The 23,653-nt window shown below is 66.2% G+C and carries 26 protein-coding genes; 15 read left to right on the forward strand and 11 right to left on the reverse strand.

All coding sequences use genetic code 11. From position 1 onward, the window contains the following. Nucleotides 1-23: 23 nt before the first annotated feature. From ABCN56_RS10615 to ABCN56_RS10625, 3 genes are read left to right on the forward strand one after another with little or no spacing between them, the layout of a single operon-like run. Complete coding sequence (locus ABCN56_RS10615) at nt 24-158, forward strand: aa3-type cytochrome c oxidase subunit IV (protein ID WP_343080767.1); 135 nt, start codon at nt 24-26, stop codon at nt 156-158. 27 nt (nt 159-185) lie between these two features. Beyond that, nucleotides 186-794 carry a hypothetical protein gene (locus ABCN56_RS10620; RefSeq protein ID WP_343080768.1) on the forward strand — a complete coding sequence of 203 codons (609 nt, stop codon included), beginning with the start codon at nt 186-188 and terminating at the stop codon, nt 792-794. A 5-nt stretch (nt 795-799) separates the two neighbouring features. Continuing rightward, the gene (locus tag ABCN56_RS10625; RefSeq protein WP_343080769.1) at nt 800-1,444 is read left to right on the forward strand and encodes a GNAT family N-acetyltransferase; all 645 of its coding nucleotides are present in this window, start codon (nt 800-802) and stop codon (nt 1,442-1,444) included. 9 nt (nt 1,445-1,453) lie between these two features. Here ABCN56_RS10625 and ABCN56_RS10630 read toward each other — a convergent pair whose 3' ends face one another. Both ABCN56_RS10630 and greA read right to left on the reverse strand, forming a co-directional pair. Then, nucleotides 1,454-2,479 (reverse strand): hypothetical protein, encoded by a 1,026-nt coding sequence (locus tag ABCN56_RS10630; protein ID WP_343080770.1) that lies wholly within the window; start codon nt 2,477-2,479, stop codon nt 1,454-1,456. Nucleotides 2,480-2,507: 28 nt separating this feature from the next. Continuing rightward, nucleotides 2,508-2,978: a transcription elongation factor GreA gene (greA, locus tag ABCN56_RS10635; protein ID WP_343080771.1), complete on the reverse strand. Its 471-nt coding sequence runs from the start codon at nt 2,976-2,978 to the stop codon at nt 2,508-2,510. Nucleotides 2,979-3,403: 425 nt separating this feature from the next. Here greA and ABCN56_RS10640 point away from each other — a divergent pair, with 425 nt between their 5' ends. From ABCN56_RS10640 to ABCN56_RS10650, 3 genes are all read left to right on the forward strand, one after another. Beyond that, entirely contained in the window at nt 3,404-5,056 is a 1,653-nt protein-coding gene (locus ABCN56_RS10640) for an electron transfer flavoprotein-ubiquinone oxidoreductase (RefSeq protein WP_343080772.1), read from the forward strand. Nucleotides 5,057-5,166: 110 nt separating this feature from the next. Continuing rightward, a complete protein-coding gene (locus tag ABCN56_RS10645) occupies nt 5,167-6,876 on the forward strand; it encodes a tetratricopeptide repeat protein (protein WP_343080773.1) in 1,710 nt (569 codons plus the stop codon). Further along, on the forward strand, nt 6,866-7,720 hold the full coding sequence (locus ABCN56_RS10650; protein WP_343080774.1) for a 4-(cytidine 5'-diphospho)-2-C-methyl-D-erythritol kinase: 855 nt from the start codon (nt 6,866-6,868) through the stop codon (nt 7,718-7,720). Before ABCN56_RS10645 ends, ABCN56_RS10650 begins: the two co-directional genes overlap by 11 nt. On the opposite strand, the gene ABCN56_RS10655 is transcribed toward ABCN56_RS10650, so the two are convergent. Further along, nucleotides 7,713-8,714, reverse strand: coding sequence for a polyprenyl synthetase family protein (locus ABCN56_RS10655; protein ID WP_343080775.1), 1,002 nt, complete (start codon nt 8,712-8,714; stop codon nt 7,713-7,715). The genes ABCN56_RS10650 and ABCN56_RS10655 overlap by 8 nt on opposite strands. Nucleotides 8,715-8,767: 53 nt before the next feature. On the opposite strand from ABCN56_RS10655, the gene ABCN56_RS10660 reads away from it, so the two are divergent. From ABCN56_RS10660 to ABCN56_RS10670, 3 genes are all read left to right on the forward strand, one after another. Continuing rightward, nucleotides 8,768-8,983, forward strand: a complete 216-nt coding sequence (locus tag ABCN56_RS10660; protein WP_343080776.1) for a putative signal transducing protein — start codon at nt 8,768-8,770, stop codon at nt 8,981-8,983. Continuing rightward, nucleotides 8,983-9,738 (forward strand): tRNA1(Val) (adenine(37)-N6)-methyltransferase, encoded by a 756-nt coding sequence (locus ABCN56_RS10665; protein ID WP_343081478.1) that lies wholly within the window; start codon nt 8,983-8,985, stop codon nt 9,736-9,738. The genes ABCN56_RS10660 and ABCN56_RS10665 overlap by 1 nt, the downstream gene beginning before the upstream one ends. A gap of 145 nt (nt 9,739-9,883) precedes the next feature. Next, nucleotides 9,884-10,051 (forward strand): YdcH family protein, encoded by a 168-nt coding sequence (locus ABCN56_RS10670; protein WP_343080777.1) that lies wholly within the window; start codon nt 9,884-9,886, stop codon nt 10,049-10,051. Between the two features lie 6 nt (nt 10,052-10,057). Here the strand turns inward: ABCN56_RS10670 and yddG are convergent, their stop codons facing one another. The 5 genes from yddG to ABCN56_RS10695 all read right to left on the reverse strand — a co-directional run bounded on the left by yddG (nt 10,058) and on the right by ABCN56_RS10695 (nt 15,179). After that, nucleotides 10,058-10,930: an aromatic amino acid exporter YddG gene (yddG, locus tag ABCN56_RS10675; protein WP_343080778.1), complete on the reverse strand. Its 873-nt coding sequence runs from the start codon at nt 10,928-10,930 to the stop codon at nt 10,058-10,060. Beyond that, entirely contained in the window at nt 10,927-12,123 is a 1,197-nt protein-coding gene (locus ABCN56_RS10680; RefSeq protein WP_343080779.1) for a sugar-transfer associated ATP-grasp domain-containing protein, read from the reverse strand. Before ABCN56_RS10680 ends, yddG begins: the two co-directional genes overlap by 4 nt. 76 nt (nt 12,124-12,199) lie before the next feature. Further along, nucleotides 12,200-12,925, reverse strand: coding sequence for a beta-ketoacyl-ACP reductase (gene phbB, locus ABCN56_RS10685; protein ID WP_343080780.1), 726 nt, complete (start codon nt 12,923-12,925; stop codon nt 12,200-12,202). Between the two features lie 94 nt (nt 12,926-13,019). After that, a complete protein-coding gene (locus ABCN56_RS10690) occupies nt 13,020-14,195 on the reverse strand; it encodes an acetyl-CoA C-acetyltransferase (RefSeq protein ID WP_343080781.1) in 1,176 nt (391 codons plus the stop codon). A 141-nt stretch (nt 14,196-14,336) separates the two neighbouring features. Beyond that, a complete protein-coding gene (locus ABCN56_RS10695) occupies nt 14,337-15,179 on the reverse strand; it encodes an EAL domain-containing protein (RefSeq protein ID WP_343080782.1) in 843 nt (280 codons plus the stop codon). Between the two features lie 118 nt (nt 15,180-15,297). On the opposite strand from ABCN56_RS10695, the gene ABCN56_RS10700 reads away from it, so the two are divergent. Next, nucleotides 15,298-15,867, forward strand: a complete 570-nt coding sequence (locus tag ABCN56_RS10700) for a DNA-3-methyladenine glycosylase I (protein ID WP_343080783.1) — start codon at nt 15,298-15,300, stop codon at nt 15,865-15,867. Here ABCN56_RS10700 and ABCN56_RS10705 read toward each other — a convergent pair whose 3' ends face one another. Further along, nucleotides 15,868-16,422, reverse strand: coding sequence for a TlpA disulfide reductase family protein (locus tag ABCN56_RS10705; RefSeq protein ID WP_343080784.1), 555 nt, complete (start codon nt 16,420-16,422; stop codon nt 15,868-15,870). A 24-nt stretch (nt 16,423-16,446) separates the two neighbouring features. Between ABCN56_RS10705 and argH the strand changes: the two genes are divergently transcribed. The 3 genes from argH to ABCN56_RS10720 all read left to right on the forward strand — a co-directional run bounded on the left by argH (nt 16,447) and on the right by ABCN56_RS10720 (nt 18,400). After that, a complete protein-coding gene (gene argH, locus ABCN56_RS10710; RefSeq protein WP_343080785.1) occupies nt 16,447-17,859 on the forward strand; it encodes an argininosuccinate lyase in 1,413 nt (470 codons plus the stop codon). After that, entirely contained in the window at nt 17,856-18,023 is a 168-nt protein-coding gene (locus ABCN56_RS10715; protein WP_343080786.1) for a hypothetical protein, read from the forward strand. The genes argH and ABCN56_RS10715 overlap by 4 nt, the downstream gene beginning before the upstream one ends. 62 nt (nt 18,024-18,085) lie before the next feature. Then, complete coding sequence (locus tag ABCN56_RS10720; RefSeq protein ID WP_343080787.1) at nt 18,086-18,400, forward strand: DUF2834 domain-containing protein; 315 nt, start codon at nt 18,086-18,088, stop codon at nt 18,398-18,400. Here the strand turns inward: ABCN56_RS10720 and ABCN56_RS10725 are convergent. Both ABCN56_RS10725 and ABCN56_RS10730 read right to left on the reverse strand, forming a co-directional pair. After that, the gene (locus ABCN56_RS10725) at nt 18,397-18,801 is read right to left on the reverse strand and encodes a hypothetical protein (protein ID WP_343080788.1); all 405 of its coding nucleotides are present in this window, start codon (nt 18,799-18,801) and stop codon (nt 18,397-18,399) included. The two genes, ABCN56_RS10720 and ABCN56_RS10725, sit on opposite strands and share 4 nt — an antisense overlap. A 104-nt stretch (nt 18,802-18,905) precedes the next feature. After that, entirely contained in the window at nt 18,906-19,565 is a 660-nt protein-coding gene (locus tag ABCN56_RS10730; protein ID WP_343080789.1) for a DUF6064 family protein, read from the reverse strand. A gap of 163 nt (nt 19,566-19,728) precedes the next feature. Here ABCN56_RS10730 and lysA point away from each other — a divergent pair, with 163 nt between their 5' ends. Then, nucleotides 19,729-20,994: a diaminopimelate decarboxylase gene (lysA, locus tag ABCN56_RS10735; RefSeq protein WP_343080790.1), complete on the forward strand. Its 1,266-nt coding sequence runs from the start codon at nt 19,729-19,731 to the stop codon at nt 20,992-20,994. Nucleotides 20,995-21,029: 35 nt separating this feature from the next. Further along, entirely contained in the window at nt 21,030-23,615 is a 2,586-nt protein-coding gene (locus tag ABCN56_RS10740; RefSeq protein WP_343080791.1) for a TIGR02302 family protein, read from the forward strand. Nucleotides 23,616-23,653 lie beyond the last annotated feature (38 nt).

The raw sequence follows: 23,653 nt of genomic DNA on the forward strand, positions 1-23,653 counted from the left end.
AATTCGGATCGGGGAGCAGCAAGATGGCCGAACACAAGCACGGCGAGATGGACATCAAGACGCATGAGAAGACCTTCGCGGGCTTCGTCACCTTCACCAAATGGACGGTGATCCTTATCCTCGGTGTCCTGATCTTCATGGCGCTCGTGAACGCCTGACAGCGGGCCCCAAGCGGAGGCACTCCGATGCGCCGCCTTCTTCTCATTCTGGCCCTTCCCGTGCTCCTCGCCGCCTGCGGCGCGGAGCCAGTATGGGCGCCCGATGAGCAGGTGACGCGGGCGATTCACTCAACGGGGGAAGCGCCGTCGATCACGCTCTATACCGTTGTCCGGGTCAAGTCGGACAACGGAGAGCATTCCGGGCTGATGATCAACAACTCGCACCGGGTCATCTTCGACCCGGCGGGCACATGGAAAAGCCGTTACGCGCCCGAGCGCAACGACGTGCATTTCGGGATCACCGACCAGCTGCGCGACTTCTACATCGACTACCACGCGCGCGAGACCTACTACGTCGTCGAGCAGACGCTCTACGTGACGCCCGAACAGGCGGAAGCCGCCATGCGCGCGGCCCAGAGCTACGGAGCGGTTCCGAAGGCCTTCTGCGGCAACTCGGTCAGTGACATCCTGCGCGACGTTCCCGGGTTCGAGGACATTCCGCGCAGCTTCCTGCCCGGCAAGATCATGCGCGCCTTTGGCAAGAAGCCCGGCGTGACCGAGCGGATCATCAGGGACGACGATTCCGACAGCAACCGCGAAGTGCTGCTGCGGCAGTTCGCGACGCCGCCCACCTGACCTGCATGGACTGGCAGGCCAGCAGGCCGGAGGGCGATGGCCGCAGGCACGACAAGCCATCGGAAGTGGCCTTCACCCTTAATTCAGGGTTCTTCGACGCCGACCGGGCCGATATCGCCGAGCTCTACTGGCAGGCTTTTGGCGGAAAACTCGACCGGGTCATGGGGCCGGCCGACAAGGCGAAGTGCTTCATCCGGGCCGTTGCCTCTCCCCGTCACGCGATCAGCGCGCGCGCGCCCGACGGCACACTTCTTGGCGTTGCCGGTTTTCGTTCGGGCGAAGGTGCGCTTGTCAGCGGCGGCTTCGCCGATCTTCGGGCGGTCTACGGATACTGGGGTGCCATCTGGCGGCGCGGCCTGTTGTCCCTTCTGCTGCGCGAGGTGGACAACGGCCGCTTCCTCGTCGACGGCATCGCCGTCCGCGCCGAGGCGCGTGGTCACGGCGTCGGCACGGCGCTGGTGGGGGCCCTTTGTCGCGAGGCGCAGGCCCGGGGCTATGGCGAGATCCGTCTGGATGTCGTGGCCGAGAACATCCGGGCGCGGTCGCTCTACGAACGGCTGGGCTTCGTCACCGTCAGGACCGAACGGAGCCGCCTCATGGCTGCATTGTTCGGCTTCTCGGACGCGGTGACGATGGTCCGAAAACCCTGACGCCGGGGCTCAGTCGAACGTCCCGGTGACGCGGCCAAGAAGCATGAAGGCGCGCGCGGTGCGGGTTTCGGCGAGATCGGAGACCTCCTGATCCGACGCGTTCCTTTCGAATTCCGAGAACGTCTTGTCGAACTGGCGCAGGAAGTGGTGCGCCGCGTCTCGAAAGATCGGGTCGTTCCGCATCCGCCCGGCGGTCAGCGCGAGGGATGAGCGGTCCCGCACACCGCCGAGCGCGGCGATCGCCCTTCCGCGCTCTCCCTCGGCGAACTTGCGCCAGAACTCGGGCCGCGCCCTGTCGGGCTTCAGGTCATCCATGTAGATCCCGTCCTGCGACAGGAGAGTAAGGACGTCCTGGGCCGCGCGGATCAGCTTGGCGAGCTTGTGGTCGCCGAGCGCCCGGCGGAGCGCGCGGAACCCCTCGGCGTCGTCCGGATTGTCCGGGAAGTTCAGCGCCCGGATGAAATCGGCCACGGAAATCGGCTGGGCCAGCGCTTCGGCCGGCGTGCCGAGCGCCAGGGTGGGCTGCTCCTCTCCGGCTTCGGCGGGGGGCGGCGCGGCAAGCGCGGCTTTCCTGTCCGCGGAAGGTACCGTCGCCTCGGCGTCGCGGCTCGTGGTGAAGGTCGCGATAGCGGTTTCGGTCTGGCGCTGGGCAGCGGCGATCTCGTCGAGCTTCTTCTCGAACATCGGCTTGCCGAACCCCGCCTGGGCCTGGGCCACATAGGCGTTCCGCATCGCGTCGATCGCCGACTGGAGCCTCTGCGCCTCGTCCCGCATCGACCGGGCGGTGCGCAAGGTGACGGCGGCAATCCAGATCATCGCCACGGGCAGAACCACGGCGACGAGGGTCACGATCGCGGGCAGGATGCCGGTTTCGCCGTCCCCGGACGAAAAAGCGTAGAGAAGGCCGACCGACCCGAGCCAGAGAAGTGTCAGTGCGCCGGCGATGATCTCCGTTGCCGAGATTCCCGATTCCCCGCCCTGACGCGAGTAGAATCCGGGATTGCCCTGGCGCGCCTCTTTGCCGTTGTTCGCCATGTGGTTGCCTTGGGGTCGACCCCAATCCTCAGACGTAGCGGATGCTCAGCACTTCATAGCTCTTTTCGCCGCCCGGCGTGCGGACTTCGACGCTGTCGCCTTCGTCCTTGCCGATGAGCGCGCGGGCGAGCGGCGACTTTATGTTCAGTAGCCCCTTCTCGATGTCCGCTTCGGCCTCGCCTACGATCTGGTAGGTTCGCTCTTCGTCGGTGTCCTCATCGACGAGAGTTACCGTGGCGCCGAACTTGATTGCTCCGGACAGCTTGGCCGGGTCGATCACATCGGCCAGCGACAGGATCGCTTCGAGTTCCTTGATCCGGCCCTCGACAAAGCTCTGCCGCTCGCGCGCCGCGTGATACTCGGCGTTCTCGGACAGGTCGCCATGCTCGCGCGCCTCGGCAATGGCGCGGATCACGGCGGGCCGCTCCACCGTCTTGAGTGTCTTGAGTTCTTCGTCGAGCGCGGTATGGCCCGCGCGGGTCATCGGTATCTTTTCCATCGCTCTCTTCAGGCAAAGGCACCGCCGCGGCCCGTTTGGGCCGGGAATGCTGGTCCGTGGTCAATGTTTCCCGCACCTGACCCGAGGCGGAGCCCGATTGCAAGCGGTTTGAGTGGCGGGAAGCCGGGGATGTCCCGGTGGCGATCGTCGATCCGCCTCATCGGAAAAGGCTCGTGACTGACTCGCGCGGGCAGGAACGCTGCCTGACACGCTGTCAATGTCGCTCGAAGGCCGCCGTTTTCCGGAGCAGGACCGAGACTGGCGCCGATTTCCGGGGTCCTGCGCGCATACATGTCGCGGATATGCACGCGTTTGCCGCAATGTAGCGGTGCTTCTCGGAACCTTGTCGTCACGATTGCGCCGCGCGTCGGGGTAAGCTAACCGTTCCCCCGGCTCAGGATAGGAAACGCGAAAGGGAAGCGGGCATGGCCGAGATCGAGCGCGAAGCGATGGACTACGATGTCGTCATCGTGGGGGCGGGCCCAGCTGGCCTGTCTGCCGCGATCCGGCTCAAGCAGCTTGATGCCGACCTGTCGGTGGTCGTGCTCGAAAAAGGCTCCGAGGTCGGCGCGCATATCCTGTCGGGCGCGGTGCTCGACCCTTCCGGGCTCGATACGCTCCTGCCCGGCTGGCGCAACATGGGCGCGCCGATCAAGACCGAGGTGAAGGAAGACAACTTCTACGTCCTCGGGCCAGCCGGCCAGATGCGCATCCCGAACTGGCCGATGCCGCCGCTGATGAACAACCACGGCAACTACATCGTCTCGATGGCCAATGTCTGCCGCTGGATGGCCGGCGTGGCGGAAGGCCTCGGGGTCGAGATCTTCCCGGGCATGTCCTGTTCGGAAGTCGTCTATGGCGACAACGGCCAGGTTTCCGGCGTCGTCGCAGGCGAGTTCGGCCGGAACCCGGACGGCACGCCCGGACCTTCCTACGAGCCCGGCATGATCCTGCGCGGCAAATACGTCTTCCTCGCGGAAGGCGTGCGCGGCTCGCTCTCGAAGCAGGTCATGGCGAAGTACGAACTGGGCAAGGGCAAGTGCGCCCAGAAGTTCGGCCTCGGCATGAAGGAGATCTGGGAGATCGATCCCGCCAAGCACCGTGAGGGCACGGTCACCCACACGATGGGCTGGCCGCTCGGCTCGAACGCGGGCGGCGGGTCGTTCATCTATCACCTCGAAAACAACCAGGTCTACCTGGGCTTCGTGGTGCACCTCAACTACGAGAACCCGCACCTCTTCCCCTACATGGAATTCCAGCGCTTCAAGCACCATCCGATGGTCGCGGAGCTCCTCGAAGGCGGCAAGCGCGTCGCCTACGGGGCACGCGCGATCTCCGAGGGCGGCTGGCAGTCGATCCCGAAGACGGCGTTCCCGGGCGGCGTTCTTCTCGGCTGCTCCGCGGGCCTCGTGAACGTGCCGCGGATCAAAGGCAACCACAACGCGATGTTCTCGGGCATCCACGCGGCCGAGGCGGCGCATGACGCGATCAAGGCCGGGCGTTCGGGCGACGAGCTGAACGAGTACGACGACGCGCTCCGGTCGGGTCCGGTCGGCAAGGACCTGAAGAAGGTCCGCAACGTGAAGCCGATGTGGTCGCGCTGGGGCATGATGCCGAGCCTCGTCCTTGGCGGGCTCGACATGTGGACGAACAACATCGTCGGGTTCTCGTTCTTCGGCACGCTTCGGCACAAGAAATCCGACGCGGCCTCGACCGGCGAGGCGTCGAAGTTCCCGAAGATCGACTACCCGAAACCGGACGGAAAGATCTCGTTCGACCGCCTTACCAACGTCAGCTTCTCGGGCACGAACCACGCCGAAAGCCAGCCCTGCCACCTGCAGCTTCGCGACCCCTCGATTCCTATTTCGGTCAACCTTGCGAAATACGACGAGCCGGCCCAGCGTTATTGCCCGGCCGGCGTCTACGAGATCCTCGAGGACGAAGCCGGCAAGCCGCGGTTCCAGATCAACTTCCAGAACTGCGTCCACTGCAAGACCTGCGACATCAAGGACCCCAGCCAGAACATCAACTGGACGACCCCGCAGGGCGGCGACGGGCCGAACTATCCGAACATGTAACATTCGGGCGATAAGGCGCCGCCGGGGCGCGCTTCCGGCGGTCAGCGCATTGCCTTGACCGGGTGGGGGGACTACGTTTCCCCCATCCCGCCCTGGAGGAGCCGCCCGAATTGCCGATATCCCGCCTGATCCCGCTTGCCGTCGCGTTCGGCCTCGCACTTGGCGCGCCGGCGTCGGCTCAGGCCCCCGACGGGCTTGCCGGCCCCTATCTCGCCGCGCGCACCGCGAGCATCGAGAACGACTACGAGGCGGCGGCGACTTACTTCACCCGCGCGCTGATCGCGGATCCCTCGAATCCGTTGCTCCTGGAATACGCGATCGTCGCGCAGGTCGCCCTGGGCGAAGTTGACCGTGCCGTTCCCATCGCCCGCCAGATCGACCAGATCGAGGCTGTCAGCCAGCTCGGCAATCTCGTGATCCTTGCGGACCTCGCAAAGCAGGGCGACTACACGGGCGCCCTCGCGGAGCTTGACGGCGGCCGCGCGGCCGGCCCCCTCGTCGAGGGTCTCTTCCGCGCCTGGGCCCTTCTCGGCGAAGGGCGCATGTCGGATGCCGCCGACGCCTTCGACAAGGTTGGCGAAACCGAGGGGCTTCATGCATTCTCGCTCTACCACAAGGCGCTGGCGCTGGCTTCCGTGGGTGACTTCGAAGGGGCCGACTCGATCTTCTCCGGCGAGGCCGGCGGTCCGTTGCGCGCGACGCGGCGGGGAGTCATCGCCCATGCGCAGATCCTGAGCCAGCTGGAGAGGAACGCCGACGCGGTCGAGCTGATCGAGGCGACCTTCGGGCCCGAACCGGAACCGGCCCTCGCTGTCCTCCGCGACCGCCTCAAGGCCGGGGAACCGGTGCCCTTCGACGTTGTCACCAACGCGATGGACGGGCTGGCGGAAGTCTTCTTCACCGTCGCTGGCGCGCTCAGCGGCGAGACGCAGGACGCCTACACCCTGAGCTACTCGCGGCTTGCGGAATATCTGCGCGCCGACCATGTGGACGCGATCCTGCTGACCGCGGACATTCTTGAGGCGCAGGGCCAGTATGACCTCGCCACCGACGCCTACAACCGGATTCCCCGTGACGATCCTGCCTTCCACGCAGCGGAACTCGGCCGGGCGAACGCGCTGATCAAGGCCGACCGCATAGAGGCGGCGATCGAGGTCCTGCAACAGCTGACCAAGAGCCACGGCGAGCTGCCGATCATCTGGATGACCCTGGGCGACACCTTCCGCCGGGTCGAGCGTTATGACGCCGCGTCCAAGGCATATGACGAGGCGATCGCTCTCCTTGGCGATCCGCAGCCCGGGCAGTGGGGCCTCTACTACGCCCGCGGCATCACGCACGAGCGCGAGAAGCGCTGGCCCCAGGCGGAGGCGGATTTCCGCACCGCGCTGGAACTCAGCCCCGACCAGCCGCAGGTTCTGAACTATCTCGGTTATTCCTACCTGGAGATGAAGACCAACCTCGACGAGGCGCTCGACATGATCGAGCGCGCCGTCGCGGCGCGGCCCGAGGATGGCTACATCACCGACTCCCTCGGCTGGGCCCTCTACCGTCTCGGCCGATACGACGAAGCCGTCGTGCAGATGGAGCGCGCCATCGAGCTGATGCCCGTCGATCCCATCGTCAACGATCACCTCGGGGACGTCTACTGGGCCGTAGGCCGGCATCGCGAGGCTGAGTTCCAGTGGAAACGCGCGCTGTCCTTCGAGCCCGAAACCGAGGAAGAGGCGCAGCGCATCCGCCGCAAGCTCGAGGTCGGTCTGGACGTCGTTCTGCAGGAAGAGGGGGCCGAGCCCCTCGCAGTCTCCAAGAATGGCAACTGAGGCCTTCGCGCCCGCAAAGGTGAACCTTACGCTCCACGTCACGGGACAGCGGGCGGATGGCTATCACCTTCTCGACAGCCTCGTGGTCTTCGCGGATGTCGGAGACCGGATTACCGCCGTCGCAGGCGACCGCCTGAGCCTGGCGGTCACCGGCCCCATGGCGGAAGGTATTCCGGTGAACGATTCGAACCTCGTCCTGCGCGCGGCGCGGATGCTTCGTGGGGATGACGAGGGGCCGGGTGCGACGATCACGCTGGACAAGCATCTCCCCGTGGCTTCCGGCATCGGGGGCGGGTCCTCGGACGCCGCCGCCGCGCTCCGGGCGCTTTCGCGGCTCTGGGGTCGGCCGTTGCCGCCCGAGGCAGAGACCGCGAAGCTTGGCGCTGACGTGCCGGTCTGCCTCGCGGCTCGACCCCGCCGCATGTCCGGCGTCGGCGAAGTCCTGGTGGATGTACCGCCCCTTCCGTCGGCCTGGCTCGTTCTGGCCAATCCGCGCGTGGCGGTGCCTACGCCCGCCGTCTTTGCCGCGCTGACGGACAAGGAGGGCGCGCCGATGCCCGCAGAACTGCCGCGGTGGGCCGACGCCGCCGACCTCGCGGCATTCCTTGGAGGCATGCGTAACGATCTGGAGCCTCCGGCACGTTCGATCGCCCCGGTCATCGGCGAGGTGGCCGACGCGCTTTCGGCCCAGCACGGCTGCCTCATCGCGCGCATGTCGGGCTCGGGCGCCACGGTCTTCGGCCTCTTCGCCGATCCGTCAGACGCAGCCGAGGCCGCGCGCCGGCTTCGCGCCGCGCATCCGGACTGGTGGGTGGAAGACGCGGGGCTGTACGCGCCTAGCTGACCCGCGCCACGACGAAGTCGGCGAGGTCCGAAAGCATGTCGCGAAGCTCGTGCGGCGGAAGCAGTTTCAGCGCGTCCTTCGCCTTCCTGGACCAGGCCAGCGCCTCGCTTCGAGTTTCCTCGAGCGTCCCGTGCCGGGCGAGAAGTGAAAGCGCGTGCTCCAGGTCGCCATCGCGCTGGTCCAGTTTCTCGATCACCCGCTTCCAGAAGGCCCGCTCCTCGGCATCGGCTTTCGCAACGGCCTTGATGACGGGCAGGGTGAGTTTCCCCTCGCGGAAGTCGTCGCCCACGTTCTTGCCGATCACCTGCGTCGCCCCGCCGTAGTCCAGAAGGTCATCTACGATCTGGAACGCGATCCCGAGCGCGTCGCCGTAGGTGAAGAGCGCCCGGACCTGGTCTTCCGGCGCCTTGGCGATCACGCCACCGACCTCGGTCGCGGCGGAAAAGAGCGCGGCCGTCTTGCCGCGGATCACCTTGTGATAGGTGCCTTCGGTGGTGCCGAGGTCCCGCGCCGCGGTCAGCTGCAGAACTTCGCCCTCGGCGATCGTCGCGGAGGCGTTGGCGAGAATGTCGAGGACGCGGATGCTCCCCGTCTCGACCATCAGCTGGAACGAACGCGAGAAGAGGTAATCGCCCACCAGAACCGAGGACTTGTTGTCCCACAGGAGGTTCGCGGTCGGCCGTCCGCGCCGCTGGGCGCTTTCGTCCACGACGTCGTCGTGCAGGAGCGTCGCGGTGTGGATGAACTCCACCGTCGCGGCGAGGTGGACGTGATAGGGCCCGTCGTATCCGCACAGACGCGCGGCCGCGAGCGTCAGCATCGGCCTGAGCCGCTTGCCGCCGGCTTCCACCAGATGCGCAGTCACTTCCGGGATTCGCGGCGCGTGCTCCGACGCCATGCGTTCACGGATGAGCGTGTTCACGCCCTCCATGTCGGATGCCAGCCACTGGGCCAGCCGGTCATGAGGTTTGCGTGATGTTTCGTCCAGGCTCATGCTTCCGCTCAACGCTCGACATTCCGGGCTTCGTGCCGTTTAAGTCATGGATCATGAAAGAGCTTCTGAGAACCACGGACCCGACAAAAATCGCGCTCGCTACCCTGCTCCTCGAGGGCGAGGGTATACCTGCCTTTCCCATGGACGTCCATATGAGCGTGCTCGAAGGATCGCTCGGTATCCTGCCGCGCCGTCTGATGGTCCGTGACGAGGATCTTTTCATGGCGCGCGCGATTCTGGCGGAAAACGGGATCGCCGGGGAGGAATGATGTTTTCCGCGGAGGATTTGACCGAGGACGGGTTCCTGGGCGGGCGCCTCCGCATCCTCCAGCCGCGCCGTGGATACCGCGCCGCGACCGATCCGGTGCTGCTGGCCGCCGCAGTGATCGCCAGGCAGGGCGACAGCGTCCTGGAACTCGGCTGCGGAGCGGGTGTGGCCAGCCTCTGCCTCGCCGCCCGCGTGCCGGGCCTCACCCTGGCCGGTCTCGAAGTGCAGCCTTCCTACGCCGACCTCGCGCGCCGCAACGCCGCCCTGAACGGTTTCGCGTTCGAAGTTGTGGAGGGCGACCTGTCCCGCATGCCAGCCGCACTAAGGGCGCGGAGTTTCGACCACGTCATCGCGAACCCGCCTTTCTTCCCGCCCGCATCGGGCACCACCGCGGCCGACGCGGGCCGGGAACGCGCCCAACGCGAGGCGACGCCGCTTGCCGACTGGATCGACGCGGCGCTGAAGCGCCTGACCCCGGGTGGCCGGATCACGTTGATACAGCGGACGGAGCGCCTGCCGGAAATTCTCGCATTGCTTTCGGGCCGGGCGGGCGACGTCGCCGCGCTTCCCGTCGCGGCGCGGGAGGGCCGAGAGGCCGGGCGTGTCATCGTCATTGCCAGGAAGGGAGCGAAAGGCCCGTTCCGCCTTGCCGCGCCATTCATACTGCACGCTGGCGCAACGCATATTTCCGACGGCGACGATTACACGGAGGCTGCCCGCGTGGTTCTGCGAACGGGCGCGACGCTGGGGTTCTGAAAAGACGGCGCGCGTAGAGGATTCGGCAAGAATTCGCGCGGCAAATTCTACACATGGAGGGACCGTTTGTCACAGCATTGTCATGCGTGACACGACTCACCATCTATGATCGTATGGACCTATCAAAACAGGAGAGGAGATGCCCATGTCGCTGAGTTCGCACCTTCAGGAACTTCGCCGGAAACATCAGACCCTTTCCGAGGCCGTCGAAGAAGCACAGCGCAGCCCCGGCGTGGACGATCTGAAGATCGCCGAGATGAAGAAGCAGAAGTTGCGGCTCAAGGAGGAGATCAACCGCCTCAGCGAGGCCTGATCTACCTCAGGCGGCCCGTGCGCGGGCCCCAGCCTTAGCAGCAAGCATCGCGCCCGCCGTGATAAGGATCGCGGCGAGCGCGAGACGCGGAGTAGGTTCCGCGATACCAGCGCCGACCAGCACAAGCGTGGACAGAAGCGGCGCGGCGTATGACGCCGTTCCCAAAAGCTGGATATCCCCCCGCTTCACGCCCACGTCCCAGGTGTAGAAGGCAAGCCCCACGGGACCGAGGCCAAGCGCCAGGACCGAAAGCCATCCGGCCATGCCCACGGGCCAGGCAGATGTCTCCAGCGAGAAATGCGCGGCAAACGAAAGCGCGGCCGTCGTGAGGCAGAATACCGTGACCGAAGCCGTCGGAACGGCGCCCAGGCGCCGCGACAGCACCGAATAGCTCGACCATGTCAGCGCGCAGAGGAAGGCAAACCCGTATCCCGGCAGCGCCTCTGCCGAAAGCGTGCCCCCGTTCTTCAGAACGATGAGCGCCGCGCCGGCGAAAGCGAGGATCGCCCCGGCGACATGTGCGCCTGTGAGGCGCTCGCCCGGAAGGAGCCCGGAAAACAGGACGATCAGCAGCGGCCAGAGATAGGCGATCAGCCCCGCTTCGGCGGCGGGTGCCATCCGCAGTGCCGAGAAATAGAACAGGTGGTAGCCGAAGAGCCCTGCCGTGCCGAAGGCGTAGACCTTCCAGCTGACGGTCCTGAGAACAGCGAACCCGCCCGCCTTCCAGGTCCAGATGAGGCCAAGCGCTCCCCCCAACGTGAATGTCAGCCCGTTCAGAAGAAGCGGCGGAACCGGCGCCGTGCCGACCGTGAACAGCGCCAGAAGCGACCACATCAGGATGGCCGAACCGCCAATAAGGGTTGCCCTGCTGCGGCTCATTTGCGCTTGCCCCACGGGCGCCGCTGGCTCGGAAGGCCGCCGACGTCTTCCGCGATACGCCGCGATTCCTCCTCGGCCGATTTCAAGCGGGGCAGGAATTCGGGGTTGAGAAGACCGCGATCCGCCGCCCTCTGGTAGACATGGTGATGCGGGTTGGAATTGATCTCATTCAGGATCGGGCCGTCCTTTGCCAGCGCAATGTCGAAACCGAGGATGCCGTGGCCGGGAAAGGCCTCGTGCGCGGCGATCGAAAGCTTCACCGCCTCCCGCACATGCGGCAGGACCGCGCCGGCAAGGGATGCTCCCGTCGCGAGCGAATTTTCGAGAACCGACGTGCTGAGCCGGGACAGGTCCTGCGCGCGCAGGATCGCGCCCGTGGCCGGATCGACAAGCGCCATTGCGTTCGAGGCGGCCCCCACGGCCGCGTCGATCATGAGGCCCTTCGCCGGCATCTTCAACGCGCTGTAGAGAAGCCCGATCCCGTCCTTCGTGCGCAGGGTCACCGTCCGGAACATGCCCACTGCCGGACCGTTCAATGCCTCGACGACCGGGTGCTGCCGGATCAGCGGCTGGAACAGGTAGCCTCGGGGGAAATGCAGCACGATCTCCTCGCTCAGCGCCTTGATGGAGACCTCGCGGCCATCCCCGAGAGTGACCATCACGCCATCGGCCGAAACGGAAAGGAAACTCGCCCCGCCGATACCCAGCGAACCGTCGAGGGCCTTTCCGAAGCAGGGAAGTATGCCGTCGCGCCGCAGGAAATTGGCGATCTCCTCCGAACTGGTCAGCATGGGAACGCTCGGCACGCGGAACTGACGCGAAAAGACGGCGAGCGGTTCGAGCACCGGGAAGCCGGCCTTTTCAAGGGTGAGGCCCGTCAGGAGCTTGTTGAAAAAGAGCCCGTGCTGGCCGGCGTTGCAGCGCGGCGACAGGCGGGAGTTCAAAGCTTCGCCCGATGCCATCGAGACATAGCTGTGCCGTTCCCCGGCGCTGATCGAGGGGCGGAAGAGCCCGTAGATGAAGTAGTCCTTCGGCTCCAGCTTCTGCGCCCCGAGCGTCAGGGCCGCCATTTCCGCCAATTGCCGGTAGCGTCCCTTGCCGTAGGTCGCCTTTGCCCAGGCGAGAGCATGCGCGAGCTTGACCTGCTTCGGCACGTTCGACGTCTTGAGGATCGTCTCCTGAGCCCTTGCCATGAAAAATCCCCGCCGAAGCCCTGTCGGCGGGGACATTAGGATTGCGTTCACGGCGCCGCAAGGCGCCCGACGCGGCTCAGACAAAGAACTGGCCGCCGTTCGCGGAGATCGTCGACCCGGTGATGAAGCCCGCGTCGTCGGAGGCAAGGAACACCACGCAGCGCGCGATTTCCTCCGGCTCGCCGAGGCGGCCGACCGGGATCAGCGGGATGATGCGTTCGTTCAGAACCTTCTCGTCGATCGCCTTGACCATCTCGGTCGCGATGTAGCCCGGGCAGATCGCGTTGACCGTAATGCCGGCCCGCGCGCCCTCCTGCGCCAGAGACTTGGTGAAGCCGAGATCGCCCGCCTTCGCCGCCGAGTAGTTCGCCTGGCCCGCCTGGCCCTTCTGGCCGTTGATCGAGGAAATGGTGATGACGCGGCCAAACTTGCGGTCGCGCATGCCCGACCACAGCGGATGCGTCATGTTGAAGACACCGGTAAGGTTGGTGTCGATCACCTCTTTCCACTGCTGCGGCGTCATCTTGTGGAACATCGCGTCACGCGTGATCCCGGCGTTGTTGACCAGGATATCCACCGGGCCGAGGTCGGCCTCGACCTTTTTGATGCCTTCAACGCAAGCGTCGTAATCGGCCACCGACCACTTGTAGGTCGGGATCCCGGTTTCCTTGGTGAAGGCCGCCGCCGCCTCGTCATTGCCGGCGTAGTTCGCCGCCACCTTGTAACCGGCCGCCTTGAGGGCGGTGGAAATTGCCGCGCCGATCCCGCGCGAGCCGCCGGTGACGATTGCTACCCTGGACATGATTCCTCCGATGTCAATTATGCTTGAAAGTCTGTTACCGAAATCGAAATGGGCGCGCAATAATATTGCGCGCCCGCCTCGGAAATTGCCCGAATCAGGCGCGCTCGAGGCACATGGCGACACCCATGCCGCCGCCGATGCAGAGCGTCGCGAGGCCCTTTCTGGCGTCCCGGCGCTTCATCTCGAACAGGAGCGTGTTGAGGATGCGGGCGCCCGAGGCACCGATCGGGTGACCGATTGCGATCGCGCCGCCGTTCACGTTCACGATCGCCGGATCCCAGCCCATGTCCTTGTTGACCGCGCAGGCCTGTGCGGCGAAGGCCTCGTTCGCCTCGACGAGGTCGAGATCGCCGACCTTCCAGCCTGCCTTGTCCAGCGCCTTGCGGCTGGCGTGGATCGGGCCGACGCCCATGATTGCCGGGTCGAGGCCGGCCGTCGCGTAGGAGGCGATCCGGGCGAGCGGCGTAAGCCCGCGCTTCGCGGCTTCCTTGTCGGTCATCAGGAGAACCGCCGCAGCACCGTCGTTGATGCCCGAGGCGTTGCCCGCCGTCACCGAGCCGTCCTTCGAGAAGGCGGGCTTCAGCTTCGTCATCGACTCGAGATTCGCGCCTGCGCGGATGTATTCATCCGCGTCCACCACGATATCGCCCTTGCGGGTCTTCACGGTGAACGGAACGATCTCGTCCGAGAACTTGCCGGCCTTCTGCGCCGCCTCTGCCTTGTTCTGCGAGGCGACCGCGAATTCGTCCTGCATGTCGCGGCTGATCTGCCACTGCGAGGCGACGTTCTCTGCCGTCGTGCCCATGTGATAGCCGTTGAAGGCGTCCCAGAGCCCGTCCTTGATCATGCAGTCGATGAACTTCATGTCGCCCATCTTGTGGCCCGCGCGCAGGTGCGCGACGTGGGGCGAAAGCGACATGTTTTCCTGCCCGCCTGCGGCGACGATGTCAGCGTCGCCAAGCTGGATGTGCTGAGCCGCAAGCGCGACCGAGCGGAGGCCCGAGCCGCAGACCTGGTTGATCGACCAGGCGGCGCTTTCCTTCGGCAGGCCGGCGTTGATGTGGGCCTGGCGGGCGGGGTTCTGTCCCTGTCCGGCGGTCAGGACCTGGCCGAGAATCGTTTCGGAAACCTCGCCCTTGTCGATCCCGGCGCGCTCGACGATCGCCTGCAGGACTGCGGCGCCGAGGTCATGGGCCGGGGTGTTGGCAAACGAGCCGTTGAAACTGCCGACGGCAGTGCGTGCGGCCGATACGATTACGACGTTGGTCATGGGCCTGATCCTCTCTCCTGGCGCGATACCGGCGGGGGCGGTCGCCCTTGTCGCCGCTCTGCAGCATGGCCTAAGGGCACAGGCCGTCAAGCGCAAGGAAAACGTCGGTTCCGTATGGCGGAGGGTCGCAATTTTCCGGGTTCAGGCGGTCATCTTCGCAGTTGCGGCATGTTTCCACGGGGGCGAAAGCGTCGGCGCGCCGAAGTGGTAGCCCTGCAGGCAGTCCACCCCGGCCGAGGTAAGGAACGCGGCGTCCCGCGCGTTCTCGACATTCTCGGCGACGGTGAACATGTCGAAGTGCCGCGATATGGACAGAAGCGCCTCGGTGAGGACCTGGTTATCGGGACTGTCGGCGATCCCCTGGATGAACTGACCGTCAATCTTGACGATGTCGAAATAGAATTCCCGCAAGTAACGGAAGGAGGTGAAGCCAGCGCCGAAATCGTCGAGCGCGAAGGCCACGCCCTCCATTTGCAGGCCGTGCATGAAAACGCCGACGAGGTCGGGCATCAGCATCGCCGAGCTTTCGGTGATTTCGAGGATCAGCCTTTCGCCGATCGTTTCGTCCCGCGCCAGTCCCCGGCGCAGTGTCTTTATCCAACGCGGATAGCCGATGGAGCGCGCCGACATGTTGACCGCCAGCCTGACGGAAGGCTCCTCCGCCAGAGTGGCGAGCCCGAGTTCCAGCGACAGGCAATCGATCTGCCGTCCGAGTTCGGAGGTTTCGACCGGCTCCATGAAGTCCCGCGCCGGGATGATCCGGCCGGTCTCGTCCCGGATCCGGATCAGCCCCTCGAAGAAGGCCGGAACCTCCGGCCGGCAGGACTGCACGACCGGCTGGAACGCGAGTACCACGTCGCGCGCCTCGACCGCGCGGCGCACCATGTCGATCACGGACCGGTCGCGCACGGCGACGGCCACGTCGAGCGGGCTGCGCGCGCCGGAGAACTGATGTTCGGTCCTGCCATTCCTGTTGTGCGGCATCGCGACTCTCCCGTCCTCTGGCGCAATATTTCCGTGCGCCGGACTAACGGCCGGTTAATATGGGCGATCAAAGAGGGGCGGGCCTGGACTTCAGCCGCGGCCCCGGCCCGGGGGCAAGATGACCGAACGCTGCAGTTGGTGCGGGACCGACCCGCTCTACGTCGCCTATCACGACGAGGAATGGGGAGTGCCCGAGCGCGACCCTCGCGCGCTCTGGGAAAAGCTGATTCTCGACGGGTTCCAGGCTGGTCTTGCCTGGATCACGATCCTGAGGAAGCGCGATGCCTTCCGTGCCGCCTTCGAGGACTTCCGCCCCGAGGTTATCGCGGGTTGGGGCGAACCCGAGATCGCCCGCCTTCTCGCCGATCCAGGAATCGTCCGCCACCGCGGCAAGATCGAGGCGACGATCGGCAATGCCCAAGCCTACCTCGACCTGTCGGAAAAGCGGGATTTCGCGGAGTTCCTATGGGACTACGTCGACGGCGATCCGGTCCAGAACCGCTTCCGCACTATGGCCGAGGTTCCCGCTGAGACCGACCTTTCCCGGCGCATCTCCAAGGATCTGAAGAAGGCGGGGTTCCGCTTCTGCGGCCCGACGATTGTCTACGCCTTCATGCAGGCGACCGGGATGGTCAACGACCATCTCGTGACATGCCATTGCCACGACAGGGTTGCGCGCCTCGCCTGATCACTCCGAAATCAGCGCCTCGATGACGGCCTTTGCCTCGGGCGTGTCCCACTGCGCGTCGCCCATGAGCCGCGCGACCTCGCGCCCCTGGCGGTCGAGAAGGATGCTGACTGGAAGCCCCATCACAGCCGTCTCGCGCGCCAGCGCCTGCCTGGGATCGCGGTAGAGAGGCAGGTTCTCGACGCCCGTCTCCTCGAAGAATCGCTTCATGGCCGGGATCGGATTCCGCCCCGTGGCAATGGTGATGACGGCGAAATCCTCGCCCCCGAATTCCGCCTGAAGCCGGTCGAGAGAGGGCATCTCCTCTCGGCAGGGGGCGCACCAGGTGGCCCAGAAGTTCACGAGTACGACCTTGCCGCGCCAGTCGGACAGGCGGAATTCGGCGTCCTCGATGTCGTAGAAGACGGTGTCCGCGACCTCGGCCGGTTCGGCCGAGACGACGAGTTTCTTCATGTCGCCGGCCTTCAGCGCCTCTAGCGCGGCCGGGTCGGCGAGGGCGGTGTTTGCGCAAGTCGCAAGCGCCGTGTAGAGGATGATCGAACGAATAAGCGACATATGGCCTCCGGGCCGGGCGGAACTATGACCGACGACACCAAGACCTCCGGCGCCCCCGGCGCGAACGCCATGTGGGGCGGGCGCTTCGCCGCCGGTCCCGATGCGATCATGGAGGCGATAAACGCCTCGATCTCGTTCGACAAGCGGCTCTACGCCCAGGACATCCGGGGCAGCCGGGCCCATGCGGCGATGCTCGCGGCGACGGGCATCCTGAGTGATAGGGATGCCGAGGCGATCGGGGAAGGCCTGCTCACGGTCTTGTCAGAGATCGAGGCGGGGGAGTTCCAGTTCTCCACCGCGCTCGAGGACATCCACATGAACGTGGAGGCGCGGCTGAAGGCGCTGATCGGCGAACCGGCTGGCAGGCTCCACACCGCGCGCAGCCGAAACGACCAGGTGGCGACGGACTTCCGCCTTTGGGTCCGTGACCAGGCCGACGCCGCGATCGAGGGCCTGACGGCGCTTCAGACCGCGCTTCTTGCCCAGGCCGAGGCCGGGGCAGAGTGGGTCATGCCGGGCTTCACCCATCTCCAGACCGCGCAGCCGGTGACCTGGGGCCACCACATGATGGCCTATGTCGAGATGTTCGCCCGCGACATCGGCCGCTTCCGCGATGCCCGCGCGCGCATGAACGAATGCCCGCTGGGCGCGGCCGCCCTTGCCGGCACCTCCTTCCCGATCAACCGGGAGATGACGGCGAAGGCGCTTGGCTTCGACCGGCCGATGGCCAATTCGCTGGACGCGGTGTCGGACCGCGACTTCGCGCTGGAATTCCTCTCCGCGGCCTCGATCTGCGCAATGCATCTGAGCCGCTTCGCCGAAGAGCTGGTGATCTGGTCCTCGGCCCAGTTCCGCTTCGTCACGCTGTCGGACCGCTTCTCGACCGGATCCTCGATCATGCCGCAGAAGAAGAACCCCGACGCGGCCGAGCTGATCCGAGCCAAGATCGGGCGCATCCTCGGGGCGACGGTCGCGCTTTTCACCGTGATGAAGGGCCTGCCGCTCGCCTATTCCAAGGACATGCAGGAGGACAAGGAACAGGTCTTCGATGCGGCCGACACGCTGATGCTCGCCCTTGCCGCGATGGAGGGGATGGTCCGCGACATGAACGCGAACCGCGCGAACCTCGAAAAGGCGGCCGCCTCGGGCTTCTCCACGGCGACCGACCTTGCCGACTGGCTCGTGCGCGCGGCCGGGCTGCCGTTCCGCGAGGCGCATCACGTCACCGGCGCGCTCGTCGCGCTGGCAGAGAAGAAGGGCTGCGACCTGCCCGACCTCACGCTCGAGGAAATGCAGGCGTCTCACCCCGGGATCACCGAGGAAATCTATTCGGTGCTTGGCGTTCACAATTCCGTGGCCTCGCGCCAGAGCTACGGCGGCACGGCGCCGGATCAGGTCCGGGCGCAGATCGCCCGTTGGAGGGGCAAACTGAAGTGATCCGCATTGCCGCGCTTCTTGGGCTTCTCGCCCTCAATGCCTGCGGCGCCGAGGGCGAACCTCTTCCGCCAGGCGTCATCACGACCAAGTCTAAGGGAGAGGGCTTCGGCGTCATCGTCCCTGAAACCGGGCCCACGCAGGTAGGCATCGTTTCCCGCTTCTGACGCGGGGCGGCTTGCCTCCGTCCGCCCCGGCGCTAGGGTCTGGGCGCAACCGGAGGTTCCCGATGTCGCCCCTGCGTCTTGTCTACCTTGCCCTCGCCGTCGTCGGCGCAGTGCTGCCGATGCGCCATTTCCTCGCCTGGTTCAGCGAAAACGGCTGGAGCCTCCAGGGCATGATCGACGCCTGGTTCGTAAACCGCGCGACCGAAGGGCTGGTCTACGACCTCACCATTTCCGCGATCGCGCTTACGGTTTGGATTCTCGCGGAGACATCCGTTCGGAAGAACTGGAGCGCGCTTGTCGCGGTCCCGGCAACCTTCTGCATCGGCGTCAGCTGCGGCCTGCCGCTGTATCTCTTCCTGCGGACCCGTCCCGTCTAGCCGTTCAGGAGCCTTGCGAGCGACGGCACCTTGTCCGGCGTCGTATTCGCGGCGATCAGCGCCTCGAAGATCGCCTCGTGCAGATCGCTGGCGGTCGTCGCCTCGGCCGCGTAACGAACCGCGGCGGACATCCTCGAGGCGGTGAACAGGTCGATCGCGCCGGAGCCTTTGTCCGCCTTCAGCGCATCCAGATAGGCCGCGTCGAGAAGATCGGGGTCGTGGCTTTCCGGGGAATGATCCGGGGTGAAGCCCTCGTCCGCCAGGATGTCGCGCGCCTCTGGCGACAGCCGTGCGTAGCATTCCTCCACGACGTTCTGCGCGACCGCCCGGAGGGCTTCAATGTCCTGTTCCGGGAGCTTCGATACGAGGTCCGGATATCTGCCTGCAAGCCTGTCAGCCATGCGATGTTCCCCTTGTCATTTGACCTCCTCGCGCCTTCCACTTCCGGCTTTGCCTGCCTTGCCTCGGCCTGACGCCGGCATGCTGCGGCACCCTTGGCACTCCGTCAGCCCGAAGCATCGTGCCGTGCGAGGCCCGCATCCCGCCGGTGGGCCAGAGCGAAGACCACAGCGCAAAGCCCGGCCGCGATCAGACCGAAATCCTGCGGCACCCGCAAGAGAACGGCCGCCGACCCGCCGACGACAGACCACAGCACCGGGATGACCAGGAGCCAGCGCACCGATTTCCAGGGGCCGAGCAGAAGCACGCCGATAGTGAAGATCGTCGTGGGGCAGGGCGCGATGCCGAAGGACGGGACCGCCGGATAGGTGTGTCCGGCCAGACGCCCCCACACCGGGTAGGCCACCATCGAGAATAGGATGAGCGCCGTTCCGACGACTGACCTCGCGTCCGATCTGACGGAAAACGTCATTCCGCGCGCGACGAAGGGCGCGGTGGCCAGCAACACGGCCTCGGCCAGGAAGGCCGCGCCGAACAGCCAGGCCGCCGGATTGACCTCGGCAAAGTAAAGCCAGTGATACCCGACACCGTTGGCGGCCCACATCGCCGCGAGGATGACCGCGGCGATCATGGAAGCGACGCGCGACCGCGCCATGACAAGCGCGATCGTCACGAGCCCCAGGATGTAGGCGACGGCCGGCAGCGGCCCAACGGATTCATTGTAACGGGCGAAGACCGCAAAGAATTCGTCAACCGTGAACGGCATCCTCCGCTCTCCTCGGTATGAAGACCGCATGAAATTCTGGCGCCGTTTCAGGCTTGCGCATTGACAGGGATCAATGCGGCCTCCCAGCCTTGGCAATTGCGCCGCTCCGACCATCTGCTATGAGGTGCCCTCGGTGCGAAATCGCGACAGGGACCAAGCCGGAATGGACCATTTCCTCTACAAGGACGGCATTCTTCACGCCGAGGACGTGGCGATCCCCGATATCGCGGCGACGATCGGCACGCCCTTCTACGTCTATTCGACGGCCACGCTCGAACGCCACTACCGGCTTTTCGAAGAGGCGCTGGCGCCCCTGCCGCATCTTGTCTGCTTCGCGATGAAGGCCAATTCCAACCAGGCCGTGATCCGCACGCTCGGGAATCTCGGTGCGGGGATGGACGTGGTGAGCGTCGGGGAATACCTGCGCGCCAAGGCCGCAGGCGTACCAGGAGACCGGATCGTGTTCTCGGGCGTCGGCAAGACACGCGAGGAGATGCGCGTCGCGCTCGAAGGCGGCATCCGCCAGTTCAACGTCGAAAGCGAGCCCGAGATGCGGGCGCTGTCAGAGGTCGCGGTGTCGCTGGGCGTGGCCGCGCCTATCGCCATCCGCGTGAACCCCGACGTGGACGCCAAGACGCACGAGAAGATCGCGACCGGCAAGAAGGAAAACAAGTTCGGCATCCCGATCACCCGCGCGCGGGAAGTCTATGCCGAAGCCGCGCGCCTTCCCGGCCTCGAGGTCGTGGGCATCGACGTCCATATCGGCAGCCAGCTGACCGAGCTCGAACCCTACGAACTGGCCTACACGAAGGTTGCCGACCTGGCCCGGGCGCTGCGCGCGGATGGGCACGACATTCGCCGCCTCGACCTCGGCGGCGGGCTCGGCATCCCGTACACCCGTTCGAACGAGGCGCCGCCCCTGCCGAAGGACTACGGAGACCTCATCAAGCGCACGGTCGGCGATCTCGGCTGCGAGATCGAGATAGAGCCCGGCCGCCTGATCGTGGGCAACGCGGGCCTTCTCGTCGCGCAGGTCATCTACGTGAAGAATGGCGAGGACCGCGACTTCCTGATCCTCGATGCGGCGATGAACGACCTGATCCGCCCGGCCATGTATGGCGCGCATCACGATATCGTCCCCTTGGTGGAGCCAGCGCCGGATGCGGGCCACCAGCCCTATGACGTCGTGGGGCCCGTCTGCGAATCCGGTGACACATTCGCCCGTGGCAGGCCCTTGCCGCCGATGGCCGAAGGTGACCGCGTGGCCTTCCGCTCGGCCGGCGCCTATGGCGCGGTGATGGCGTCCGAGTACAACTCCCGTCCCCTCGTGCCCGAGGTTCTGGTCAAGGGGGATCACTTCGCCGTCATCCGCTCGCGGCCATCCTTTGACGAGATGATAAACCGAGATACCATCCCCGAGTGGCTCTGACGCGCGGCAGTCGCGCGTGAGCTCTGGACGGGTGAATGACCGACACGGAACAGCTCACCGCGGCGACCCTTTACCGCCTGAGATGGTCCCTGCGCTTCACGCGCGCGGGGATGGTGGCTGAACGTGCGGCGCGCGCCTTCTGGCCGGTTTCCACGCTGCTTCTCGCGCTCGCCACCGCATTCGCCTTCGGGCTGCAGGATCAAATGTCGGAAGTGGCCCTCTGGGTGCTTGCCGGGCTGTGGCTTCTCGCCCTCGCCGTCTTCGCGGTCCTTGGCTTCCGCCGGTTCCATTGGCCCACGAGCGCCGAGGCGCTTGATCGCCTCGACCGCACCCTTCCGGGCCGCCCGATCGCCGCGATGACCGACGCGCAGGCGCTGGGCGCCGCCGACGCAGGTTCGGTCCATGTCTGGCGCGCGCATCTTCAGCGCATGGCGGACCGCGCGAGGGGTGCCAGGCCCGTCTCTCCCGACCTCAGGCTCTCCTCCCGCGACCGCTTCGCGTTGCGTTATGTTGCGGCCACGGGTTTCGTCATGGCTATGATGTTCGGAACGCTCGGCCGCGTGACCGAGGTGGCCGATATCGGGATGGGCGGAACTGCGGCGCAGGCGGCGGCCGGCCCGGCCTGGGAAGGCTGGGTCGAGCCCCCGACCTACACCGGGCGGCCGAGCCTCTACCTGAACGACATCGCGGCGGAAACGCTCGACATCCCCGAGGGGAGCCGCATCACCCTCCGACTGTATGGCGAGCCCGATGCGATCTCGGTGAGCGAAACCCTTTCCGCCCTTTCGCCCGTCGCGGCGAAGGAGGATGGTGCCGCCGCCGAACCGCAGAGCGTGCGCGCGGTCGAGTTCGAGGCGGTGCGCTCCGGTACTCTGACGGTCGACGGGGCGGGCGGGCGCAGCTGGGACATCACCGTCCTCGACGACACGGCGCCCTTGGTCACGCTCGCCGGCGAGGTGAAGCGCGAGGCCGATGGCCAGATGTCTCAGCCCTTCACCGCCTCGGATGACTACGCCGTCGTCCGGGGCCGTGCCGAATTCACCCTCGACCTCGACGCGATGGATCGCCGCCACGGCCTCGCCGCGGAACCCGAACAGCGCGAGACCCTGATCTTCGACCTGCCGATGCCGATCTCTGGCAGCCGCGCCGACTTCACCGAGGCGCTGGTGGAAAATGCCTCGAAACATCCCTGGGCCAACCTGCCGGTGCGGATGACCTTTTTCGTCGAGGATGCCCGTGGTCAGCTGGGCCAGAGCGAGACGCAGAGCCTGCCGCTTCCCGGCCGGCGCTTCTTCGACCCGCTCGCAGCAGCCCTGATCGAAATGCGCCGCGATCTTCTGTGGACGCGCGACAATGGCCATCGGACGTCGCAGGTTCTGCGCGCTATCACCAACGAGCCAGAGGGCCTGTTCCGCAACCAGCGCGCCTACCTGATGCTGCGGGTCGCCATGCGGCGGCTCGACACTGGGCTCGCGCAGGGGCCGCTGTCCACCGATCTCCGCGACGAGATCGCGGAGGCGCTTTGGGAGATTGCCGTGCTGGTCGAGGATGGCGGGCTTTCGGACGCGCTCGAACGGATGCAGCGCGCCCAGGAACGCCTTTCGGAAGCCATCCGCAACGGCGCCTCCCCCGAGGAAATCCAGGAACTGATGGATGAACTCCGTCAGGCGACGGACGAATACATCCGCATGCTCGCGGAACGGGGCGAGACGGACCCGGCGGACCGCTTCACGCAGGACCAGCCGAGCCAACAGATCACCGGCGACCAGCTTCAGGAGATGATGGACGAGATCCAGCGCCTGATGGAGGAAGGCCGCATGGCCGAGGCGCAGGAGTTGCTGGAGCAGCTGAACCGCATGATGCAGAACCTGCGCGTCACGCAAGGCCAGGGCGGCGAGGGCATGCAATCCCCCGGCCAGCAGGCGATGCGCGATCTGCAGGATACGCTGCGTCAGCAGCAGGGCCTGTCGGACGAAACCTTCCGCGATCTTCAGAACCAGTTCGGCCAGCAGGGCCAGCAGGATCTGGACGGCCAGCAGCCCGGCGAACAGCAGGGCCAGCAGGGCGAGGGGCAACAGGGCGAAGGCCAGCAGGGCCAGGACGGCGAGGGCTCGGGCCCGGGGCAGGGCAGCCTTGCCGACCGCCAACGGGCCTTGCGCGACCAGCTTCGCGGGCAACTCGGCAACCTTCCCGGCTCCGGCGAGGATGCCGATGAGGCGCGCCGTCGTCTGGGCGATGCGGGCCGCGCGATGGACGAAGCCGAAGAAGCGCTGCGTCAGGGTGACAGGTCAGGCGCGCTCGACCGGCAGGCAGAGGCGATCGAGAACCTGCGCGAGGGGATGCGCAACCTCGGCGAGGCACTCGCCCAGGAACAGCGTGAAAGGATGCCCGGCCAGCAGGGCGAAGCTTTCGGTGAGGCCGGGCGCGAGGTGCCGCGCGATCCCCTTGGCCGGAGCGCCGGCCAGAGCGGCCGCCTCGGCACCGACGAGAACCTGTTGCAGGGCGAGGACATCTATCGCCGCGCGCAGGATCTTCTGGATGAAATCCGCCGGCGTTCGGGCGACCAGAGCCGCCCGCTCCTGGAACTCGACTATCTCAAGCGTCTGCTCGACCGGTTCTGACACGCGGCAGGCGCCGCGCGGAACCGCGTCAGCCGGAA

The organism is Ostreiculturibacter nitratireducens, assembly GCF_032670585.1.
Lineage (GTDB): Bacteria > Pseudomonadota > Alphaproteobacteria > Rhodobacterales > Rhodobacteraceae > Ostreiculturibacter > Ostreiculturibacter nitratireducens.